Below are 23,308 nucleotides of genomic sequence, written 5' to 3' on the forward strand. Positions count from 1 at the left end.
AAAAATCTAAACACCTGTTTAAAGTTATCTGACAATTATTTTCCTGTGAATTAAATCCTAGTTAGGTTGTTGCAGGCTGTTCCTTCCCATCATCTTTTTTCTTACGCATGTATTGAATGCCGACTAAAAGAATGAGCAACAAGATTCCCGCAACATCCGTCATCCATGAGCCATGGATAAAGACTAACGCCGTTGCTAGCGCTAAAATACGCTCGTAAAAGCGGAGCTTCACAAGGAAGAAGTTTTGAATAAAGACAACGAATGCGATAATCCCTAGTAAAGCAGTAAAAATGTTTTGTGCGATAACTGGCCAACTATAAAGGCCAGCGTTTTCAGGGAGCAAGAGAATAACCGTATTTGTTGCAAATACAAAGGGTAATAGCAATGCCCCTGAGTCAAACTTAAACCCTTGTATTCCCGTACTAATCGGTTCTGAATTCGCAATTCCCGACACCGCATAAGCTGGTAAATTGATCGGCGGTGTATCATCAGCCAAAATTCCGTAATATAAAACGAATAGATGTGCCGCCATAATGGGTACACCCATTTGAACGAGTGCAGGAGCAACCATTGCTGCTAAAATAACGTAAGTGGCTGTTGTCGGTAAGCCTAGACCTAAGATTAAACAAGCGACTAACGTGAAGGCAAGGGCTAAGTATAAATTTTCCCCAGCGAAGTTAACGATAATGACTGGCAATTTCGCCGTTAAACCGGTCAAGTTAATGACACCAATTAATATCCCAGCTGTCGCACACGCAACAACTACCGTTAATGAGTTACGTGCTGCCATTTCAAAGCCTGCAAATAACTCTCTTACACCGAATCGAACCGGAGCTGCATCAATCTTAAATTGTTTCTGTAAAAGAATGACGAAAAGAGAAACAAAAATACCAAGTGCAACCATCACGGCTATTTCAATGTTCCAATCTAAAACAAAGTGCATCGCATAAGAAAATCCGCCAACAACTGCTGCAATCAGAAGGCCAACGCCCATTTTTTCACGCATGCGATGAGTAAAGGTTGCAAGTGTTAGCAAGATAACGATCGAAAAGAAAGCTGCATTTGGAACCGTGTTTCCCCTTACTAAGAAGTAAACGAGGATGATAACCGGTAAGATTAAATACCCGTGTTGGATCAATGTTTTCCGAGCAGATACAAGCATTTCTTTTGGTAAGCCTTTAATATTGTGCTTGGATGCTTCAATATGGACCATAAACAAAATCGCAATATAACTTAAAATGGCTGGAATAGCCGCAGAACGAATAATTTCCGCGTACGAATAAGGCGTATATTCAATCATTAAGAAGGCAGCTGCCCCCATAATCGGGGGCAACAATTGACCACTCGAAGAAGATGCAACCTCGATCCCACCAGCAACTTGTGGCTTAAAGCCGACCTTTTTCATAAGTGGAATCGTGAACGTTCCTGTCGTAACAGCATTCGCAACGGAACTACCTGAAATCGAACCTAGCATCCCAGAAGATACAACGGCTGCTTTCGCAGGTCCCCCTTTGTATTTCCCAAATGCTCTTAACGCTAAATCAATAAACATCTTTCCAGCACCAGTTGCTTCTAAAATGGCCCCGAATAAAATGAATATAAAGACATAAACGGCTGAGACCGATAGTGGCGTACCGAAAATTCCGGAAGACGTATACGTCATTTCATAAATGAAATTATCAAAATTTGCTCTCGTATGTCTAAATGGCGGATTTAAATAATGACCTAAAAAGAAATACGCAATGAATATCGAGCCAATAATCACTAACGGCTTCCCTACTACACGTCTCGTTGCTTCAAAAACAAGAGCTAGAAGCGTAATACCAACGATCATATCCATTTGTGTCATTCGACCAGTTAGAATTGAATTTGACGTTTGGTTCGCATATAAATAATACCCGACTGAAATGGCGATCAGAGCAATAAGAAAGTCATACCAAACAATTTTGGTTTGTCCGAGTCCCCTCTTAATGGGGAAAATAAGAAACACGAGCGCCAGTCCAAATGTTAAATGAATAATCATATGAGTACGTGTCCCGACCCCTGGCATTAATCCAAAACCAGCTGTATATAAATGATACAAAGACATAACAATAGCCATAACTAAAATAAGCATCGCCATCCAGCCACGAACTTTCCGGTCACTCCCAGCAAGCTCATTCACTTTCTCTTCGATATCTGGATCCGCTTGATAACTAATTTCTTCTTTCTTTGACATACATTCAACTCCTTCCAATTCTAAAAACTTATTTTTTATTTTTTAATCACCTGGATCCGAATTCGTTTTCCGTTTAATTCACCAGATAAATCGACCCTTTCTTCTCCGACATAAAAAGCATGTGGAAAAAGATGCGACGGCAACAAATTTAAATGTTCAATTAAACGTTCCTGCGTAATGACAAAAAAGCCATCTCTCATTTCAAATTCATCTTTTTTTTCATATGGCAGACCTGCCCCAAATGATTGCGTCCAGCTCTCTGTAGCTATCATATTATACCGCTCATCAATTTTAAAGTATTCTCTTACAGGAGATAACTCAACGGAATGGACATACTCATGATAAAACGTTTGGTCTGGCTTAATAGGTGTTTCAAAGAACACCACATCTTCATAAGGTAGGTAAATTTGTAGGAAATATTTATCCCCTTGACTAGGGTTAAAGAGTAAAACGACACTCCCAATGAAAAGGAACAAAAAGGCAGTGCTTAAAAGCAATGCCTTTTTGCTAATCTTTTTGTTAGTTTTCATCGTAGAAACGTTGTGCACCTGGATGAACGTCAATAGACATACCATCTAATGCTGTCTCTAATGTAATGTTCGCACCTTGTTGGTGAGCATTACTGAAAACGTCTGTATTTTCAAACATAGCCTTTGTAATGTCATATACAAGATCTTCGTCCATGTCAGTAGATACGACTAACATCGCAAGTACAGCAGCCGTAGTTGTATCCTCAGTTCCGTAAGTATCACCAGGAATTGTGAACTCCGTATAATAAGGATAAGCAGCAGCTAATTCAGCTACTTTCTCTGAGCTAATGGCAACGACGCTAATATCTTTTGATGCTTTAAGAGCTTCTACCGCACCAGTTGGTAAACCAGCTGTGATAAAGGCAGCGTCAATGTTTCCATCTTGGATTCCATTTGCAGCATCACCAAAGCCCATGTACTCTTCGTTAATATCGTCGTAAGACAAGTCATGAACTTCAAGAATTTGTCTTGCGTTGATTTCAGCACCTGATCCTAAGTCACCAACTGCCACACGCTTTCCTACTAAATCTTCCACTGTTTCAATGCCACTGTCAGCAGCCGTAATGATTTGAATCACTTCAGGGTAAAGAGTAGCGATTCCTTGGAAACCTTCTAAAGCGCCACCTTCTTCAAACATATTAATACCTTCAGCAGCGTAGTACGCTACATCGTTTTGAACTAGAGCAAGATCGGCATCGCCATCCACAATTCCGTTAATATTAACAACAGAAGCACCAGAGGCGAATGAAGCCGCATCTACGTTATCAACGTGAGCGTTAATAATATTATTTGCAAGTGCAGCTCCAAGTGGGAAGTATGTACCTTGTTCTCCACCTGTCATGATTGCGATATCTGTGAATTCACGAGCCGTGTCGCCACCTTCTGCTTCTTCACCCGTATCAGCACCATCGTCAGTTGGTTCTGCAGGCTCTTGTGCACCGCCACATGCAGCTAGTACTAACATAAGAGCTAGCATCATTAAGAAACTTAACTTCTTCATGTAAAATCCCCCTTATTTCTTTCAGTTTATGGTTAGCAAATCAGTCACTCATTTGCGTAACACCGGTCATTGTTGAACCACTCTCTATTCTATAGACATCTTTTATATTTTACAACGGTTTATGTATGATTTTGACATTTTATTCTATAAATATATTAAACACCCAAAAAATAGTCGTGATTTGACAAAGTTCTAAAAGCTGTTATCTAGCATTTTGTGGGTACTATTATTAATTAATTACACGTAAATCCCTAGCATCCTTTTAATATGATGAGGAAGAAGATCTTGATGAATGGCCGCAATTTACATAATATGGTATAAGTTAATGATAAAGAGATTTGTATGTTCAACTATAAACATACATAGAATAGATGCTACCATATTTACGTAAACGATAACCAAGCATAATGCCAAACATCCCTCGATTTTGAAGATTTGTAAAAAGAACGATACAGCTCATTAACCATAGTAATATTACTAAGAAAATCATATTACTTACCTCATTTTATTTTAGTATGGAGAAATGCAAGGGTGTCTTCCGCTATTTTTCTCCGTTTTAAAACAATTCCAGCATGTCCACAATTGTATAGATACCTTGTCGGCCTTTCCCAAGATTCCCATAAATAGTTTGCATCTTCTATATCGACATATTGATCATGCTTCGCAGAAATGAGTAAAATATTTTCCTTATTGACCTTGGGCCTACTTAAACTAGGCTCTGTAATTTGCCAATAGTTGACTAAATCTTCATATGTCACACCATGTTGCTCCAAATCTGCCCTTATATATATCCCTGGGTTCGTCTTCCAAATAGAATAAGATAAGCGGTTCGAATAAAAGATGGAAACTAATGCATCTATTTTCGGTTCTAATGTTGCAGTTAGATTCGTAATAAACCCACCTAGGCTAAGTCCAATAAGTATCACTGGCCCTTTTTTGTGGGTCTTTATCCAATGGATAAACGCTCTTAAATCAACAACAGCTTGTTGAACTGCCTGAAGTGTTCGGCTAACATCAGCGCTTATCATGTACTCACCACTAAAAAGAGATTCAACTGGTTTTCTTTGAAAATGATACGGTAGAGTAAAATAGTATAAGTTCCCATCTGTTTCACTTTTTAGACGGTCATGAAAAATATTTCTCATTCGTTCGAATGAATCTTGACGCCATCCATGTACAAAAATAAGATTAGGTACATTTTCCTTTTTGTTTACAAATGCTTCTCCTATTACCTTATCATTTGTAGGATACCCAGTAGAAATTAAGCTCTTCGATTCAAAAGTCCCACTACGATAATCATCCCTCTCACTCAACGAAAACGTAACATCTATTGAATGAGCACGATAAAATTGATCTCTATCAAACACTTTAAAAATGGGGAGAGATGAATACTGATAGTTCTTGCTGCGTGTTTTATGTAGACAACGTAGAGCGTATTGATCGATTCCTTTTGAGAAAATCAAAATAGTCTTCCTCCAATATAACTTTACATTAAAGGGGTTCATGTTAATAACTCATCAAGTAGTTCTCCACCCCACAATATTGTATATATTACCATAAAAATACATATTAACGTTGTCCAATGTCCCATTATTAATTTTCACAAAGAAAAATAACTTCATTCATCACATGGTTATTTCAATTCAATCCTTTGGTCATAGGTGATTAGAATCTTTATTTTGTCTAAAAAATAAAAATGAGCGAAATACATACATTCTTTGCTATTTTAACCCTTTCCTATCTCTGCACTCCATCTAAATAGTATTTGTTCTAACGTTAACACCAAGATACATGTTTACTATAAAGGCTATTCCCTAGCTGTGTAAATCATAAATCCGCATTGATAATTCAAACGTTCTGCTTTGTTTTTGAGTACGAGACAAGCAAATACTCCATGAAAATTATACCAATTTAGAATATCATAAGAATAAACAACAATTGAAGGAGTTGTCTGAGTCTGAGTTGCAGGCGGAATTGTTACAGTTACCAAGATGGAAGCTAATTATCATGGATTTAGTAGGTGCGTTTATTCTTAAGTGGCTTATCTACATCTTTGCTTTTTATTAATAGGCAATACTATTGTGTTAATTATTTCCTTGATCCTTGTTGTTTTGCGGATATATCTTATGTATCATAAACTAGCGGACCTCCAAAAAACAAAGCTAGATTGGTATGTTTTAATTGCTGAAACCTTATTTACCGTGATATTTACAATCTATTATTTTGGTTTTGTACTTTAAAAAAGCAGTTTAATGAATAAGAAAAAAGCCTTCTTTTGCAAAAAGGAGGCTTTTTAACCTATTAAACTACTTGCCACTAACGTAGTTTCCGTCTCAACAATCGTAACATTTAACTGTTCCATGAGATCAACATCGTATGAAGGTGAGATTTCCTTGTCGTTTTCTTCCATAATACGAACGACCGGATGGGTACTCAGCTGTTTATTTTGTTTTACGACAATCGCCATTCTTCCATCACTTAATTTTACTTTTATACCAGCAGGATAAACGGCAATCGTTCGTCTAAATGCTTCTACAAGCGCTTGATCAAATTGTTTCCCCACACCTGAATACAGTAACTCTAATCCTTCATGAGGAAGCATCGGTTTTCTGTAAATGCGATTGGACGTCACCGCATCAAAAACATCTGCAATCGCAATCATCTTCGCATAGTAATGAATCTGATTCCCTTTTAACCCTTGAGGATAACCGGTCCCATCTAACCGTTCATGGTGCTGATAGGCACAATGAGCCGAAAGCAGGGAAAGATTCGGAGCATTTCTTAACATATCAAATCCTGCCCTCGCATGGGTTTGAATGATACGGAACTCTTCATTATTTAATCGACCTGGTTTGTTTAACACTTCAACCGGAATCGCCATCTTCCCTACATCATGTAGCAAAGCACCCATTCCTATATCCATCAACTGTTTATCATTAAATCCTAATTCTACGGCTAAACCGAGTGTATAAACAGTGACATTAAGTGAGTGGGTGAAAATATAACTATCATATACAAACATATCTGATAAAATCGCTAACGCATTTTCATTCTTCTTAATGTCAGATAAAATTGCCTGAATCACTTTAGAAAAATCCTTACTAAAGTGATCACTATTGAACGCTTTTTTTAGCTTAATATCATCGGCAATGGCTTGAAACTCTGCTTTTATTGTTTTGACGGCTTGACGTTTAGTCTCTTCTCTTACAACACTTTCAACTTCTATATCATCGGTACGTTCATCTTGAATATAAATAAAGGTAAACCCTAGCTGACTTAAACGATCAAGAACACGATTTGTAAGCTCTGCTCCCTCAAATAAGAGGACTTGTCCATTATCATTATATATAGCTTTGGCAAGCTTGGAACCTGCCGTTACAGAGCGAATAGAAACTAACCTCATGGTGTTCTCCTTTTCGTTGATATTCAAAACAGAAACAAGCAAATGATCACTTTTTTTAGTTCTACATCAATCGATCAACTGCCTTATTATCGCCATGTTGAACATCCTTTTAGTCCGATCCATTTACTTTTAAGTTTACATCATAAAGAAGAGTCTGCAAGTAAAACTCTTCCATTTTCACTCGATTTCCAATACAAAATGGAAAAATTGTTGAATTTGACTCTTTTATGACGAAAAATATCGATTTTTCATTCGATGATAAAGAGTAGTCAATGATCTGACTACCCTACCTTTATCTATCTATTTCATTTTCAGTAAAGCATCTTTTCCCTTCATACCAACGTGAATCCCTTTTTGCTCTGCTTCTAACGTAATGGATTCAAGGGGTGCTTCTAATAGTTGATCAATCGTCCTAACGCCAACTGCTCGACCCGCAACAATTTTACGATCCTTTAATTTTTCATTTAAAAGCGCCACATCCAAAGCTCCACACATGATGTACCCTGTATCATTCATAACCGCCATAAAATTTGTCTTAGGAAGCTTTAAGGTAACAGCAATAAACGTCTCACCTTGAATTTGAATTGGATTCATTTCAAGCATCTAAAATACCCTCCCTTTCATTCACTCCAATCTCATTAGTACGATATGAAAGGAGTATAAGAGGCGTGAACCTAAACTGAAGAGGCCACTAAAAAAGGGCGATTTCCCCTTCTTTAGTGGCCTCTTCGCACTGTGCGGAGCCGATCGGTCTCTTTAGAACCCTATGAGTGGGTTTCTCATAGGGGTGTGGCTAAGCCCACTTTCCCGCAAGCTTCCAAGCCAATACATCTCGCAGAAACTCAGGCATAAAATATTGTTTTTCCTTAGCATCCGCTAGATCTGGAAAGAGATAACCAAACGTGTACATGTCAAGTGTCGCGATTGCATAGCTTTTTTCTTTTTCAAGCGGCTCATTTAAGATGTTGATCTGAATCGATCCAGACTGCTCCTTGACCTCGATACCCGTATAGAGCATGGTCCCAAGTATTTTTCCACGGAAGCCAAATCCTTTAAGTTCCAGATGTGTTAATTCCCTTGTCAGCGCCCTCTCAATTGTTTTCTCTAGTTGGGCCCCTGTAACCTTTACAATACAAGGATTAATCGGATGTGGGCATATTCGATGAAGGTCTGCTTTCGTTACGATTCCTTGTTCAAGTGAATCAAGCAGAACTCCTGCATTCATTAACCCAATCTCTTTGCCACACCACTCTGTAACCGCATCACAAAGTAGCTGGCCAAACTCACTTGGTTCTTGCCAGTTCACCAGTAAAGGCTTCGGAATCGTTGCAATGGGCTCACTTAGAATATCAGTTGCTTGCTCGTTAATTCGTCTTAATATTTCATCTGTATTTGGATCCTTTGACTCCTCTTTCGGATTCAATAGACAAGCTTGCTTGTGTTGGATTTTAAGTGCTGAATCATCATATTCAATATGTATTTCTCCTAAAAAAGCACCGTGCTTTCCCGCTTGAGCGATCAATGTATCTTTCACCCATTTCCCTTCAGGAAGAACATGATGAGTGTGAGCCCCTAAAATCACATCAATGCCTGAAAATTCCTCAGCGATCTCTTCATCTTTTTGTAACCCTAGATGAGACATCAGAATGACTACATCAGCTTGTTTCCTCACTTGAGGCAATAGCCTTTTTAATAAAGGGATAGGAGGTGTTACCTTCCAACCTAACTGCTCATAAAAACGATAGAAAGGGGCTGTTAATCCAATGACTCCAATCTTTAATCCGCTCTTCATTTTATGGATCACAAATGGCTTCATCCATTTTGGACGAGTGTCATTCGTGTTGAACACATTTGCTACAACAATAGGAAACGTTGCGTCTGCATAAAGAGACTCTAATTGATCTTTTGAAAAGGTAATGCCTTCGTTGTTTCCAATCGTACCGTAATCAACCGCAGCTTCGTTTAACAGCTCGACATTTCCTTTTCCATAAGTCGCCTCTGTAAACGCATTGCTTCGATCCGTATGATCGCCAAGCTCCAAATAAAGCGTATGTTCATTTCTATTTTTCTTCATATAAGCGACGATTTGAGACCAATGATCGAAACAACTGTGAATATCATTGGTATGAAAAATCGTTAAATGTTTAATTGTCAAAATGGCTTCCCTCCTTTCTAAACTGTAATATAGCCCTCATATATCAGTCTTAGGGCAATAAAAATTAGCACAACTCGCAGAACAAACACCAATTTTTCACTTGATAATCGACGATTGATTGCGGCTCCCGTTATTCCTCCAAACCAGGCTCCAGGCAAAAGGGCCCCTATGTATAACCACTCAACATTTCCTAAGGCGATATGTGAGATAGAGCCAACGATGGCCGACAATAAAATCAGAAACATCGATGTAGCCACGGCGACGTGGGGAGGAAAATGAAAGAGGATAATCATAGCTGGCACCATGAGCGATCCGCCTCCGATTCCAAATAAACCAGATAACATCCCCACAATAAAAGAGAGGGCTAAAGCCGGTAACCAATGATAGCCATATGTAAAACTAGTTCCCTCTTTATTAATATACGTGCGTTCTATTCTTTTTTTCGTATATGGTTTGGGTGTGAAATGGCTTCGAATAAATAAAATGAATGAAATAAACAAAATAAAAAAACCAAAAACAAATTGAAATGAATCAGCGTCAAACCCGCGATTTAACCACGTTCCAACAACTGCACCAGGACCACTTGCACAAAAAAAGAGCAGACCACTCTTATAATCAACAGTCTTTTGCTTCATATAAGCAATGGTCGCTGAGATTCCTGTCACGATCATAATGACTAGCGAACTCCCAACGGCGATTTGCGGAGTGATCTCTAATAATGACAAGCTTGCAAGTAAAAGTAAAGACGGGACAACAACAATCCCGCCACCGAGACCCATAAGGCTACCTATGGTTGCCCCTACAAAGCCAACCATCACTAGTATCAACCAAACCATTTATCACACCTGCTTCTATCTAGTTCAGATCCGTCTCTTCTATTATCAAGAAAATAGATCAAGTTGTCTAGGTGCAAGACCTTCATACTCTATCTTAAGAATATCAATCAGCTGTTTAGCATTTGCAGCTGCATCTCCACCAGAATTGTTGTTAAAGACGATGTAAATGTCTTTTGTATGAGCGGTTAAAACCTCGAGTCTTTCCTTCCATTCGTGTAATTCTTCCAAATTGTATTGATATAAATAACGAACGTCCCGCCATGTACCATCGCCAGGGTCATTCCATCCATGAACGTTCCGACCATGAAAACGAATTAAGGTTAGATCATCATGTGTCGCCTCCATCACAATCGGAATCGAGCGCATCCCCGCTTGAGGCTCATCACAGATGCTATGAATCCAGCCCTCTTCTCTCATAAACTGAAGGGTCTTTCCACGCATCTCCCCTTCAAACCAAGAGCGATGTCTAAACTCTAGGGCAACTGGCCATTCTCTCAGTTGCTCTTTCACATACCGAACCCACTGTACATGTTCCTTTTTACAATCAAACCACGGTGGAAATTGACAAAGCACCATTGCCAATTTGTTCGTCCTCTGAAGTGGCCCTAATGATAGTCGGAATGCTTCAAACATCTCTTCTTTTGATTCAAAGGGAGCAAAACCCTTTTGGTGACCGGTCATTCCTTGAAAGGCTTTGACAATAAAACGAAAAGTTGGTGGAGTTTCTCCGACCCATTTTTCCATATTCCGAAGAGGTTGAACCGCATAGAAAGAGGCATCAATTTCGACAACTGGGAAGTGACCTGCGTATACTTCAAGCTTCGATTGCCTGTGTAGTCCATTCATGTAGAGATCATCATGATCTCCCCATCCTGCCAGTCCAATATAAATCAAAGTCGAATTCACCTCTTCTCCTTTATGTTGATCTCTCTATTATAACTTATTTCAAGCGTGGACTTACATTTTAACGAAACGATTTTCGCATTTTGATTCTATCTATTTAGAAGTTTCTGCTAGCCTCTCTAGTTTTATAAATAAAGGAACTACTCGTAAATCCCGTAAAAAAAGTGAACCCCATGGATTCACTTTCTACTATCTTAAAATGGCTGTTTCACTTGTCTTTTTCAGATTTTGGATCATTCTACAACCTTGTCTTTGTTGCGTATGATCCTCAATGTTTAGGATTTGAACCCTAGAGAATGCCTTGCGTACTAAAAAAACGAGTCCAATAGGATTCGCTTTTTTAACCTAATTGATCATTATAATAATTCCAATTCCTAAAACGGCCAAAATGGATAAATGCAACCCATTGGCTCGCAGACCCGTTTCTACTCCAGATATACCTACAATACGACTAACCATTAAATTTAATCCAGAAAAAGGACTTAATGCCGATGAGATAGACCAAGTTAATAATAAAAGCATCGCAAGGGCTAGATTGCTTATTCCTAATTCGTCAGCACTCAATTGCATAGCTAGTGCAGCGACAACCGCTATTTGATGGATCCCAATGTAAGTTACAACGAGTACAATCATCATTACAGCTAAAGCAAATAGTAAAAAAGATTGATTGGCAATCACGGTTAAGTACTCGCTGACAAGATTGGCAAAATTAGTTCCCTGTATCGCATGCGCGAGCAAACCTGCGCTCATAAAAAGCATAATTTCATTGTTCATCATCGGTACAGATTGATCACGAAATTGAATTAGCGTCGGATTTAGCCTTTTCCAGCCATTAGTGACCAATCCCCAAACGAAAGGTAACGTAATAGAGATGATACTAACGATGACAATCATCGACCATTTGGTGAGATATTCAATCGTTAAAGACGAACCCATTAGAACAACGACAAACAAAGCCAGTTGTAAGAGTTGGTTTTGATGCTTCTTCTCAAGTTTCTTCTCAGGAACGATACTTCTTCCAAACGGATGGCGCCGTTCCCATAAAAAGAACAATACGTTTCCGATAAATAAGGAAAGAAATGATAAGCCGATGCCATACAAAATATATGTTCCAACAGGCATGCCTAAATAGTAAAGCACTAATGATACAGAGGCAAAATAGGGCGACCACATGACCGCTGTAGAAAAACCAATTAAATAACTTTTGGCCGACATCGCTTTTGGTAATTTGAGGTCAGTTAAAAATTCATTAATGATTCTGACCGACCCTAAGCTTAATATTGGACTTAAGATAAAAAGAGTTGCCGTAATCCCTGCAAACAATTTTCTAGGATGATGCAATAAATTACGTAGCAACAAATCGACTGATTGAAAATACCCTCCTAATTTGAGTGGAAGCGAAAGAAGTGGGGCAAAAGTAACTAGACAAAGTAAAGGCAAGATCATTAAAATTCCTTGACTAATTCCTTCTAATCCTGTCCCTTTGTTCAATTCTATCAGCATTCCTGTTCCCATCATAATAATCGCAATGATACGAGGAAATCCTGTAGCCTTTATCGCACTAGCAATAAAGGCTACGAGCGCCATGCTAACAACCATATACCCAAGCCAACTAATATTGGCAAAGTATTGAATCAGAAACAAAAAACACATGAGTAAAATGAGATAACTGCGCACGGCTCTCGTCTCCTTTCTTGAAAACAACCTTCTCTTCTATAAAGATCCGAAATCTATCAAGAGTAAGTCAGTACGAACGAAAAGTACGGTTGTAAGCAAAATCATCATCACCATTATGAGTTGTGGGAGTAGCTTGGCAATTTGTTCAAAACTCGTTTAGGTACTTGAATTTCCTCGGACTCAGCTTTTGACAGTCCTATTTCCTCTAGGTGAGATTTTGACATACCTATACCCTCAGCTTTTTTATATAATACTGACATTACCTTCAGCTTCCATAAACAAATTTCACCTATTCCCTTCTCAAAAAGTGATCATGTAACTGGAGCAGGATTGAATAAGCTTAGGTCATTACAAATACCCCATTTTTCTGTCCATGTTTGTTTACGGCCACTAGCCACATCTATGATGAAATGGAACAATTCCCAACCAACATCTTCAATGGTTGCTTCACCTGTTGCAATGGTACCTGCGTTGACATCAATCAGATCACTCCACTGTTCTAACAGCGCCGTTCTTGAGGATACTTTTATAACTGGGGCTGCTGCTAGTGCATATGGTGTTCCACGTCCTGTAGCGAATACTTGCAGATGCATCCCAGCCGCTAATTGCAACGTACCACAGACGAAATCACTAGCTGGCGTTGCAGCAAAGAGCAAGCCTTTTTCATTTGCTTTTTCACCTGGTCCGACAACCCCTGTGATTTTAGTACTCCCAGATTTCACGATAGAACCTAATGATTTTTCAACAATATTTGCTAGACCGCCTTTTTTGTTTCCTGGTGTCGTGTTAGCACTTCGGTCTACTTCACCTTTTTCTAAATAATCATCATACCATTTCATCTCTTGAATGATCGCACGACCAACTTCTTCGTTCGCGGCACGTGGTGTCAATAAATGAACGCCGTCACGAACCTCTGTTACTTCTGAGAACATCACCGTTGCTCCGGCACGTACGAGTAGATCTGCAGCATACCCGATTGCCGGATTAGCTGTCACACCTGAGAAGGCATCGCTTCCCCCGCATTGTAAGCCTATGACTAAGTCCGCAACAGGGCAGGTCACTCTCTGTCTTTGATTTAATTTCTCTAAACGTTCTTCCGCCATTTCCATGATTATTTTCACCATCGGCATAAAACCGGCTTGATCTTGAAGCGAAACTGTATCTTTTTGAACACCTAATTGTGCAGGTGACAACTTTTCACACCCTAATCCAACGACCATAGCCTCTCCTCCAAAGTTCGGATGTGTGGCGATATTTTGAATCGTCCGAATCGGAATTTTCGCTTCAGGAGCATTAATCGCTACACCACAGCCATACGTGTGGTTTAGAGCAACGACATCATGAACATTCGGGTATTTCGGTAAGATTTCTTCCTTAATTCGCTTTACCGAATAATCTAGGACCCCTGTTACACACTGGACACTCGTGGTAATACCAAGAATGTTTTTAATCCCCGCTGTCCCATTCGCATTTCGATAACCTTCGAATGTATATCCCTTTAGAGGAGTCAATTCTTCTGAACTATGACTAGCAAGTGGTAATTCATCCATCTTTGGTGGAGTTGGCATTCTTACTAACGTTTCTTTAATCCAACTTCCTTTTTTGATTGGACTTATTGCATACCCAATTACTTCTCCGTATCGGATGATCTCTTGATTCTCTTCAAGGTCCACTAAAGCCACCTTATGTCCTTGTGGTACAAAATCCTTGAGTGTTAGACCACAAGCAAACAAGGTTCCTTTCTTTAAACCACCCGAGTTGACAATAATAGCCACGTTGTCTTGCACATTGACTTTAATATACAAGGGTATTTCATCTACTTTTGTACTTAAAGACATGGAAAACCCCTCCTTTTTTATCGTAGAGTGTTTATGGGACGAAAGTAGACCGAAATTAGGGAGGGTGCTGAAAAAGGTACGCTTTTTACCTTTTTCAGCACCCTCTATGCAATGAGTGTTCCGTTGCCTTCTTTTAAGCCTGCGGACCTTAGTGGGTTTCTTAATCCGCAGGCGCGCAACGTGTGGAGCCATTGCACTTCGCCGAATCTACTAGAAAGAACTTTTTCAGTGTTCTTTAATTCGGTCTACTTTTTTCTAGAAGGAAAGATAGGAAGATAGCTTCGCTTCAGTTGCATTAGAGATGATTATAAAGAAGCGACCATACAAACTTACCTGACTATGAAAATCATTCCTTTATGCTAACATCCCTACGCCAACCATTGATTAATCTCTAACTAGACATGGACGCTTGTTATCAAATTTCCAGCCAGGAATTAAATATTGCATGGCAACAGAGTCGTCACGAACGCCTAAGCCTTCTTGAAGATAAAGCTGATGAGCTTTTTCAATTTGCTCCATGTCAATCTCGACACCTAAGCCTGGTTTTTCTGGTACAGCAACCATTCCATTTTCAATCTTAAATGGATTCTTTGTTAAATACTGACCGTCCTGCCAAATCCAGTGTGTATCAATGGCGGTAATGTCTCCAGGAGCAGCTGCTGCCACGTGAGTAAACATGGCAAGTGAGATATCAAAATGATTATTAGAGTGAGATCCCCATGTTAAGCCCCAATCATTACACATCTGCGCAACACGTACAGAGCCTTGCATCGTCCAAAAATGCGGATCTGCTAATGGGATATCAACGGATTGTAAGGAGATGGAGTGACCCATTTGACGCCAATCGGTTGCAACCATGTTCGTGGCTGTTTTTAACCCTGTTGCACGGCGGAACTCAGCCATTACCTCACGAGCAGAATAGCCATTCTCAGCTCCACATGGATCTTCCGCATATGCGAGCACATTATGTTGATCTTTGCAAAGGCGAATCGCCTCTTCTAGTGACCACGCACCATTTGGATCAAGGGTAATTCTAGCATTTGGGAAACGTTTTGCTAGTGCCGTCACAGCCTCAATCTCTTCTTCTCCGCGTAACACGCCACCTTTTAGCTTAAAATCGTTAAAGCCATAACGCTCATATGCCGCCTCCGCCAAACGTACAATCGCCTCAGGCGTCATTGCCTCCTCGTGTCGTAACTGAGACCAAGCATCTTCTCCGTTTGGATCACTTAAGTAGGGTAGATCGGTTTTGTTACGGTCTCCGATGTAAAATAAGTATCCTAGCATTTCAACTTTATCTCGCTGTTGTCCTTCGCCAAGTAGCGCTGCAACCGGCACGTTCAGGTGTTTGCCTAGTAGGTCTAGTAGAGCTGCTTCTAAGGCTGTTACTGCATGGATAGTAATTCGCAAATCGAATGTTTGCAGTCCGCGACCAGCGGCATCACGATCGGCGAATTGCTTTCGAACAGAATTTAAAATGTTATTGTATGTTCCAATGGATTGTCCGACCACTAACGAGCTAGCGTCTTCGAGTGTTTTGCGAATCCCTTCGCCACCTGGAACTTCCCCAACGCCGACATTCCCTGCATTATCTTTTAAAATAACAATATTTCGAGTGAAAAACGGACTATGTGCTCCGCTCAAATTTAGCAACATGCTGTCATGACCAGCAACTGGAATCACCTTTAATTCAGTAATAACTGGTGTTGTTGTCTTTTTTTCATTCGTTACAGTTTGCATACAAGTCACCTCTATTGTTTTAATGTAAACCTATCATGTTCATTGCTTAAAGGTTGTTCAATAGGTAGATGATCCCATTTGAACAACCTTTTAAGCTACTTATTTTACAAAAACGGTCTTAATAGATGTAAAGAATTCCTTTGCTGCTTCACCTTGTTCACGAGAATGCGAACTAGATTGCTTCATTCCACCGAACGGAGCTTGAAGTTCAACTCCAGCACTTTCAGAGTTAATACGAATAAGGCCAGCTTCCATGTCTTCTACAAATGAAAGCATGCTTTGAATATTGCTCGTGAAGATAGAAGCACTTAACCCAAATTCAACATCATTTGCAATCGTTAGGGCGTCTTCCAAATTATTTACTTGAATAAGGGCGATAACAGGTCCAAAGATTTCTTCTTGAGCAATCGTCATATCTGAAGTGACATTATCAAAAATAGTTGGCTCAACGAAGTAACCATCGTCATAGCCTTCACCTGTTACACAGTTTCCTCCAGCTAGTAGAGTTGCCCCTTCTTCTTTTCCTTTTTCAATATAATGAAGCACGGTATTCAATTGACCTTCACTTGCAGATGGCCCCATCCAAATACCTTCCTCTAAGCCATTCCCAATGGTAATTTCCGCTGTTTTCGCTAGTAATTTTTCTTTAAACGTTTCATACACAGCAGCTTCAATAATGACACGACTTGTCGCCGTACATTTTTGTCCTGTAGAGCGGAACGCACCAGCAATCGTTGACTCAACTGCAAGATCAATATCAGCATCAGCTGCCACGATCACAGGGTTTTTCCCACCCATTTCAAGTTGATACTTCGCTCCACGAGCCAAGCAACCTTGACCAATTCCTTTTCCAACACCGTTCGATCCAGTGAAAGTAATGCCATTCACATCGGGATGATCGGTCAGCGCTTGACCAATTACGGAGCCAGATCCTGTTACAAGGTTCACGATACCTGGTGGGAAACCAGCTTGCTCAAAGCACTCAATCACTTTCGCTGCTGTTACAGCTGTTTCTTGAGCCGGTTTTAGCACAATCGCATTTCCATATACTAAGGCAGGAGCCATCTTCCAAATAGGAATCGCTACAGGGAAGTTCCAAGGCGTAATAACGCCAACTACACCTAGTGGAACGCGGCTAGTAAACATAAGCGCTTTGCTGTCAGTTGATGGGATCACATCGCCTACTTTCCGTAAACCTTCTCCAGCGTAATAACGAAGAATGGCAATGCCTCTTGCTGTTTCACCTTTTGCTTCTGGAAACGTCTTACCCATTTCACGAGTCATACACTCCGCAATTTCATCTAGTCTGCTTTCGAGTACGTCAGCTGCTTTATATAGAAAAGCCCCGCGGTCATTACCTGAAAGTTTTTTCCATGCTTTTTGAGCAATTTTTGCCTGAGTAACAGCTTGATCCACTTCTTCTTTCGTGGACATCTGTACATAACCAACAACGTCATTTACATTCGCAGGGTTTAAGCTAGGTTTCGTCTCCCCACTTGCAGAGGCAACCCATGCCCCATTCACATAATTTAAATACGTTTCCTTCTTTGTTTCAACTGTCATTTATAACGCCTCCTATCACATTTTTATCCAGGCCATCTCTTTTTAAAATCACTAATTATAGTTTGCTAGTTTCTTTTTTGGCAACCGGGTACTTAGCTAACGCTGAGCTAATGATGTTCTTTAATTCATCATAGTGACCTTGTTCCACAGGTACACACGGTGGGCGAACCGTATTTGCTACTGGGAATCCTTGAATTTCCATTCCAGCTTTAATTAATGAAACAGCATATCCCTTTTTCGCTTTACGAATTTGGTTAATTGGAAGCAAAACATTTACGTAAATTTCTTTTACAAGTTGTTGGTTGCCCTCTACTAATGCATCAAAGTATAGTTTTGAAATGTGAGGCATGTAATTAGACATGGCCGAAGAATAAGAATTAAAACCGCTAGTATAATAAGCCGGCATTGTAATCTCTGCAAAAGGCATTCCATTCAACCATTCAAGTCTGTCACCAATTGTATTTACGAGCTGAAGATTCAACTCCATATCCCCATGGCCATCTTTCAACGCAACGATTTGTGGAAACTCATCTACTAGACGTTGAAGTGTATCGAGATTGACAATCGCGTTATCACGGTTGTAAAGAATCGCATTCAATTCGCTGCTTTGAACAATTGTTTTATAGTAGTTATAAAGCCCTTCCTGCTCTCCATTAATGAGGTATGGAGGAAGAATTAAGTATCCATCTGCACCGAGGTCTTCTGATAATTTTACTAACTCAACTGCATCCGTGATGTTTCCGCCAACCCCTGTGTATACAGGTACACGACCAGCTGTAGTTTCGATCGCAATTCCTACCATCTTTTGATATTCTGCTCTGCTAATGGCATGAAACTCTCCAGATCCACAAGCGATGAAAATGGAAGTAAGTCCTTCGTTAATTAAAAAGTCAATATTTACGGCTAGTGCTTTTTCATCAATGTTTCCGTTTTCATTTAGTGGTGCTGTTGGAAACCCTAAAATTCCTGTAGGTGCTTTTCTCTCAATTGTCATCTTCATCCATTCCCTTCAATTTGGCTAATATACTTTCAAACTTATTGAACCAACCTTGGTCTTTCTTTTAATTGTTCATTTGTCTTACAATTGATTCGTTTGTTTAATTGTAAGACAAATGAAATTTAGTGTCAACTTCAAAAATTCAAATTATTTTTGGAGTTGACATGTTATACTATTAAAATGAATCGAAAGCTCTACTTACTCGTTTTCATACAATTCCATGTAGTAGGCTTCTGTTTCTTGGATATAGTTGATTGCGTCCTCTTGGTTCATATATGTCGGAGATACAAGATACTTTTCAGCCTCTGCTCTATATTCATCATTGTTTACAACCGTCTCCATTGCTTTAGAGAATGTTTCAACGATATCATCAGATGTATCTGGCGCGAAACCGAAGAAGAAGAATTTTTCAAAGCTGCTATCTACCCCTTGTTCTTTAAATGTTGGAACACCAGGCATTAAATCAACACTGTCTGCAGCCATAATTCCAAGTGTTCTCATGTCACCAGATTCTACATATTCATTCACTAATCCTAAAGAAGTTGGAACGATATCAATGTGTCCGCCAAGTAATGCTGCGATTTTGTCAGCAGCTCCACCTACATCAACAATGTTCAGTTCAATTCCTTGGTCTTGTTCTAGAGCTAGTAATTGTAAGTGCGTGAATCCGCCTACTTCAGTTGCAATTGAAACTTCACCTGGGTTCGCACGAGCGTACTCAACCATGTCTTGTAAATCTTCAAACTGAGAATCAGCACTAACCATAAATGTATTACCTTGGTCTAAAATAGGAATTCCTGCAAGCTTGAACGTATCGTAACTAAAGTCGACTAAACCTAAAATTTTGTTTAATAATAACGAATTGTGGAAGAACAGTACGGTGTGTCCATCAGCATCTGCGTCTAATACTTCACGAGCACCAACAGTCCCACCAGCACCTGTTACGTTTGAAATAACTACAGGCTGACCTAATTCTTGTTCTAGGTATTTAGCAAATAATCTGGCATTCAAATCCGTGTCTCCACCTGCTCCAGCTGGAACGACAACGGTAATTGGTTGTGTAGGGTAGTCAACAGCTGTTTCTGCATTTTCTCCAGCTTCTGTACTGTCAGTCGTTTCTTCACTCGAATCACTCGATCCTTCATCACTTGAACACCCAACAGCAACTGCTGCTAAGAACATAACAGCCAACATAAACATTAACGGTCTTAAAAACGCTTTCATAATTAACCCTCCCAGAATTTTTTGTTTTTATATATTTAATAGGGGAGTTAGCCCTATTAAAAATCACTTTTGCTATACGCCGGGATTTATTCCACCAGACTCTTCAAGCTTTTTCTGTTTTTTCTTGTAGCTGTCTCTAATCTTAAAAACAATTGAGATAACAGCTAAACTTAAGAATACAGCGGCAATAGGTTGTGTAATGAAAGGTAAGAAATCACCTTTTGAATACATCAGCCCTCTGCGCAAATTCGTTTCCACAAGCGGTCCCAAAATAAAGCCTAAAATAACAGGTGCAATTGGAAATTTATACTTTAACATTAAATAACCAAGAACACCGAAGAACAAAAGTGCACCTGCATCGAACATACGGTTATTTACTCCAATCGCCCCAACGACGCAAAGCACTAGGATGATGGGCAGCAACATGTACTTAGGTATACTAAGAATTCTTGTGAAGAATCTCATCCCAAAATAAAGGAAAGCAATCATGGCAATGTTCGCAATAATTAATGCAATAAAAATCCCATAGACGACATCACCATTGTTTTGGAACAGCAATGGACCAGGGGTTAACCCATGAATCACTAACCCTCCCAAAAGTAGAGCTGTAACCGTGTCACCCGGAATACCTAAAGAGATCAAAGGAACAAGCGCTCCCCCTACGGCAGCGTTATTCGCTGACTCAGAAGCAACAACCCCATCTGGAGTGCCTTTCCCAAATTTCTCAGGTGTTTTAGAACGGTTTTTAGCTGTCACATATGCAATGATATTTGCCGTTCCCCCACCGATACCAGGTAGAATTCCAATTCCTATCCCGATGATGCTTGATCTTAGACCATTCCAACCTTGTTTGAAAAAATCACGAATGGAAAAGCCAAAACCTTTCATTTTATAGTGAACCGATTTTTCTTTTTTAATTTTTCGTTCAGATGCTTTTATGATTTCTGCTACCGCAAATAAACCGATTAATACAGGAAGCAAGTTGAATCCTGCATCAAGTCCGTGATACCCAAATGTAAATCTCGGGAACGCATCAATGGGTGCTGCACCAACCATCGCCAACCCGATCCCCATCAAACCAGCTAATAAACCTTTTACTAAAGAGCTACCAGCCAAACTTGAGATCATCGTTAAGGCAAATACAGTAATGGCAAAGTACTCAAACGGACCAAATTTAAGAGCCATTTTCGCTAATGGAGGCGCCAAAAGCATTAAGATAAAAATACTTAGCAATCCACCGAGAAACGAGAACAAAATCGCATATCCAAACGCCTTTCCCGCTTCCCCCTTTTTCGCCATTGGATAGCCATCAAAAGTCGTCGCAATCGATGAAGGCGTTCCTGGTAATTTCAACAAAATCGCCGGGATTAAGCCCCCTGATACACCACCAATGTATAGCCCCATCAAGATCGCCATTCCATCCATTGGACTCATTCCAAACGTCATCGGTAAGGTGATGGCAATTGCCATGGTCGCTGTTAAACCTGGGATTGAACCAAACACAAGACCCATCGCTGTACCGATCAGGATAAACAAGATGGTTTTAAATGTCATTACAGCTGTTAGACCTTCTAAAAATAGATCAAACATGTGAAAACCTCCTTAACCTAAAATCCCCGCTGGCAACCTTAAGTAAAATATAGATTTGAAACAATAGTAGATAATCCCTGAAGATACAACGGATATGATTAGAAATAACGTAATATTCCGATGAGCTCTTTCAGCTAATAAGTACATCTGTAAAAACAGATAAATGGCTGTCATTATTAGAAAACCAATAGATGGGATTAGCGCAACATATCCAATTAAAAGCGCTATCGTCCCTACTACGGACAGCTTACTAATAGACTCTTTTAAATTTTGTTCTTCTTCCTCTTCTTCTTCCTCATCAAGTATGACAGCTGTTTGCGGATTTCTTACTTGTTTAATAGAGTTGGTTAATAGAATTAAACTAAGGACGAAAATTCCAACAGCCAGCAACCTTGGTGCGAAATCGGCTCCAATATTGGTTACCGTCATTTTTTGAATACTGTAAGTAGCGATAAACATAATAATTGATACAATCAATAAGAAAACGCTCGCATAAATGTCTTTATATTGTTTGAGCATCGTATTCTCCCTCATTTCTTTGGAAAATTACCCTTCAAATTCAACTAACGCGGCTAACAACGCTTTGATGTATCCTATCGAGTAGGCAAAACCTATACTTCCATAACTCCAGCCAATGTTTGAATTCGCCCAGTTTTTATCAAGATCAGGGTTGTCTCCTTCCATCATTGGAACATGGTCTGGATTTAAGCAGCCATTGTAACCGACTTTCTTTAGTTCAAGTAAAATTTTATACATATTCATATCGCCATCATCTAGTAACGCTTCTTCAAACGCTCCTGCAGTTGGCAAGGTCCCTCGAACATTACGGAAGTGTACAAGGAAGATACGGTCTTTTCTGCCATAGTGGTTAATTTCATTTAGTACTAATGGGCTTCCTCCTTCTTCCGCTCTTGTCCCTACGCAATAGATGTACCCAACATTTTTGCTTGGGAATTCATCCATAATTCTACGGTAACCAAGTCCGCCAAATGGTGTATCGTGATTCGGTGAGTCTGAAGGATGCATGCCGATGTTGACATCATAGTCTTCACAAACCGGTACAATTTTTGAGTAAGCATCACGGAAACGTCCCCACCATTGCTCATGCTGCTCGAGAGTAGGAGTTTCATAAGGCTCCTTTTGAAAACCAAGGCTTTCCCCTCGAGCAATCGCTCCTCCTCTTTGCCTGGCTTCAAAACTTTTCGTCATATAGTTAAACGTATCTCCAGCAAAACGCTGTCTGACGATTTTGATTCCAGCTTCCCCGAATACTTTTACGGCATTGACCGAGTTTTCTAATTCTCGTTCGCTACCTTCTTCTTTATTCATAAACTTTTGTGAAAGATCAGGCAACGTAACACGATTTACATCTAACCCAAAGGAGCGAACTCGTTTTTTCATTTTTAATACAGCATCTAAATCTGGAAAACCTTGTTCCTTTACTCCCGGGAACGAAGAACCTGTGCCAAAGTCAACACAATCTACTCCTAACTGACACATTTGTCTTAAATCGCCATCCGTTAAATCAAACTTTGTTGTTGTAACCGATACTTTCATCATTTCTTTTCCCTCCATTTGCAACTCAATAAAGTATACGCTTTCATTCATTTATTAAAAAACAAGACCACCTATAG

Annotated in this window: 18 protein-coding genes; all 18 read right to left on the reverse strand. The window is 39.7% G+C overall.

The genetic code is table 11. The annotated features are described in order from the left end of the window. Window positions 1-61 precede the first annotated feature (61 nt). The gene (locus PQ474_RS07795; RefSeq protein ID WP_273841607.1) at window positions 62-2,218 is read right to left on the reverse strand and encodes a TRAP transporter permease; all 2,157 of its coding nucleotides are present in this window, start codon (window positions 2,216-2,218) and stop codon (window positions 62-64) included. 35 nt (window positions 2,219-2,253) lie between these two features. Next, on the reverse strand, window positions 2,254-2,748 hold the full coding sequence (locus PQ474_RS07800) for a DUF1850 domain-containing protein (protein WP_273841609.1): 495 nt from the start codon (window positions 2,746-2,748) through the stop codon (window positions 2,254-2,256). Then, window positions 2,738-3,748: a TAXI family TRAP transporter solute-binding subunit gene (locus PQ474_RS07805; RefSeq protein WP_273841611.1), complete on the reverse strand. Its 1,011-nt coding sequence runs from the start codon at window positions 3,746-3,748 to the stop codon at window positions 2,738-2,740. The genes PQ474_RS07800 and PQ474_RS07805 overlap by 11 nt, the downstream gene beginning before the upstream one ends. Before the next feature lie 500 nt (window positions 3,749-4,248). Further along, a complete protein-coding gene (locus PQ474_RS07810) occupies window positions 4,249-5,211 on the reverse strand; it encodes an alpha/beta hydrolase family protein (protein WP_273841613.1) in 963 nt (320 codons plus the stop codon). A gap of 830 nt (window positions 5,212-6,041) precedes the next feature. Continuing rightward, window positions 6,042-7,151 carry an HD-GYP domain-containing protein gene (locus tag PQ474_RS07815; RefSeq protein ID WP_273841614.1) on the reverse strand — a complete coding sequence of 370 codons (1,110 nt, stop codon included), beginning with the start codon at window positions 7,149-7,151 and terminating at the stop codon, window positions 6,042-6,044. A 300-nt stretch (window positions 7,152-7,451) separates the two neighbouring features. After that, a complete protein-coding gene (locus tag PQ474_RS07820) occupies window positions 7,452-7,754 on the reverse strand; it encodes a YunC family protein (protein ID WP_273841616.1) in 303 nt (100 codons plus the stop codon). Window positions 7,755-7,944: 190 nt separating this feature from the next. Then, entirely contained in the window at window positions 7,945-9,306 is a 1,362-nt protein-coding gene (locus tag PQ474_RS07825) for a bifunctional metallophosphatase/5'-nucleotidase (RefSeq protein ID WP_273841619.1), read from the reverse strand. 17 nt (window positions 9,307-9,323) lie between these two features. After that, the gene (locus tag PQ474_RS07830; protein ID WP_273841622.1) at window positions 9,324-10,142 is read right to left on the reverse strand and encodes a sulfite exporter TauE/SafE family protein; all 819 of its coding nucleotides are present in this window, start codon (window positions 10,140-10,142) and stop codon (window positions 9,324-9,326) included. Window positions 10,143-10,187: 45 nt separating this feature from the next. Continuing rightward, window positions 10,188-11,036: a DUF72 domain-containing protein gene (locus PQ474_RS07835; RefSeq protein WP_273842133.1), complete on the reverse strand. Its 849-nt coding sequence runs from the start codon at window positions 11,034-11,036 to the stop codon at window positions 10,188-10,190. Between the two features lie 354 nt (window positions 11,037-11,390). Beyond that, window positions 11,391-12,722, reverse strand: coding sequence for a hypothetical protein (locus PQ474_RS07840; RefSeq protein WP_273841624.1), 1,332 nt, complete (start codon window positions 12,720-12,722; stop codon window positions 11,391-11,393). 311 nt (window positions 12,723-13,033) lie between these two features. Next, the gene (garD, locus tag PQ474_RS07845) at window positions 13,034-14,560 is read right to left on the reverse strand and encodes a galactarate dehydratase (RefSeq protein WP_273841626.1); all 1,527 of its coding nucleotides are present in this window, start codon (window positions 14,558-14,560) and stop codon (window positions 13,034-13,036) included. 384 nt (window positions 14,561-14,944) lie between these two features. Next, window positions 14,945-16,315 carry a glucarate dehydratase gene (gudD, locus tag PQ474_RS07850; RefSeq protein WP_390186399.1) on the reverse strand — a complete coding sequence of 457 codons (1,371 nt, stop codon included), beginning with the start codon at window positions 16,313-16,315 and terminating at the stop codon, window positions 14,945-14,947. Between the two features lie 84 nt (window positions 16,316-16,399). Then, a complete protein-coding gene (gucD, locus tag PQ474_RS07855; protein ID WP_273841630.1) occupies window positions 16,400-17,863 on the reverse strand; it encodes an alpha-ketoglutaric semialdehyde dehydrogenase GucD in 1,464 nt (487 codons plus the stop codon). Window positions 17,864-17,918: 55 nt separating this feature from the next. Further along, the gene (kdgD, locus tag PQ474_RS07860; RefSeq protein WP_273842135.1) at window positions 17,919-18,857 is read right to left on the reverse strand and encodes a 5-dehydro-4-deoxyglucarate dehydratase; all 939 of its coding nucleotides are present in this window, start codon (window positions 18,855-18,857) and stop codon (window positions 17,919-17,921) included. Between the two features lie 201 nt (window positions 18,858-19,058). Then, window positions 19,059-20,084, reverse strand: a complete 1,026-nt coding sequence (locus tag PQ474_RS07865) for a tripartite tricarboxylate transporter substrate binding protein (protein ID WP_273841632.1) — start codon at window positions 20,082-20,084, stop codon at window positions 19,059-19,061. Window positions 20,085-20,156: 72 nt separating this feature from the next. Further along, a complete protein-coding gene (locus tag PQ474_RS07870) occupies window positions 20,157-21,674 on the reverse strand; it encodes a tripartite tricarboxylate transporter permease (RefSeq protein ID WP_273841635.1) in 1,518 nt (505 codons plus the stop codon). A 12-nt stretch (window positions 21,675-21,686) separates the two neighbouring features. After that, window positions 21,687-22,193: a tripartite tricarboxylate transporter TctB family protein gene (locus PQ474_RS07875; protein ID WP_273841638.1), complete on the reverse strand. Its 507-nt coding sequence runs from the start codon at window positions 22,191-22,193 to the stop codon at window positions 21,687-21,689. A 27-nt stretch (window positions 22,194-22,220) separates the two neighbouring features. Further along, window positions 22,221-23,234, reverse strand: a complete 1,014-nt coding sequence (locus tag PQ474_RS07880; protein WP_273841640.1) for a mannonate dehydratase — start codon at window positions 23,232-23,234, stop codon at window positions 22,221-22,223. Window positions 23,235-23,308: the final 74 nt, after the last annotated feature.

The organism is Halalkalibacter alkalisediminis, assembly GCF_028610705.1.
GTDB lineage: Bacteria > Bacillota > Bacilli > Bacillales > Bacillaceae_D > Halalkalibacter > Halalkalibacter alkalisediminis.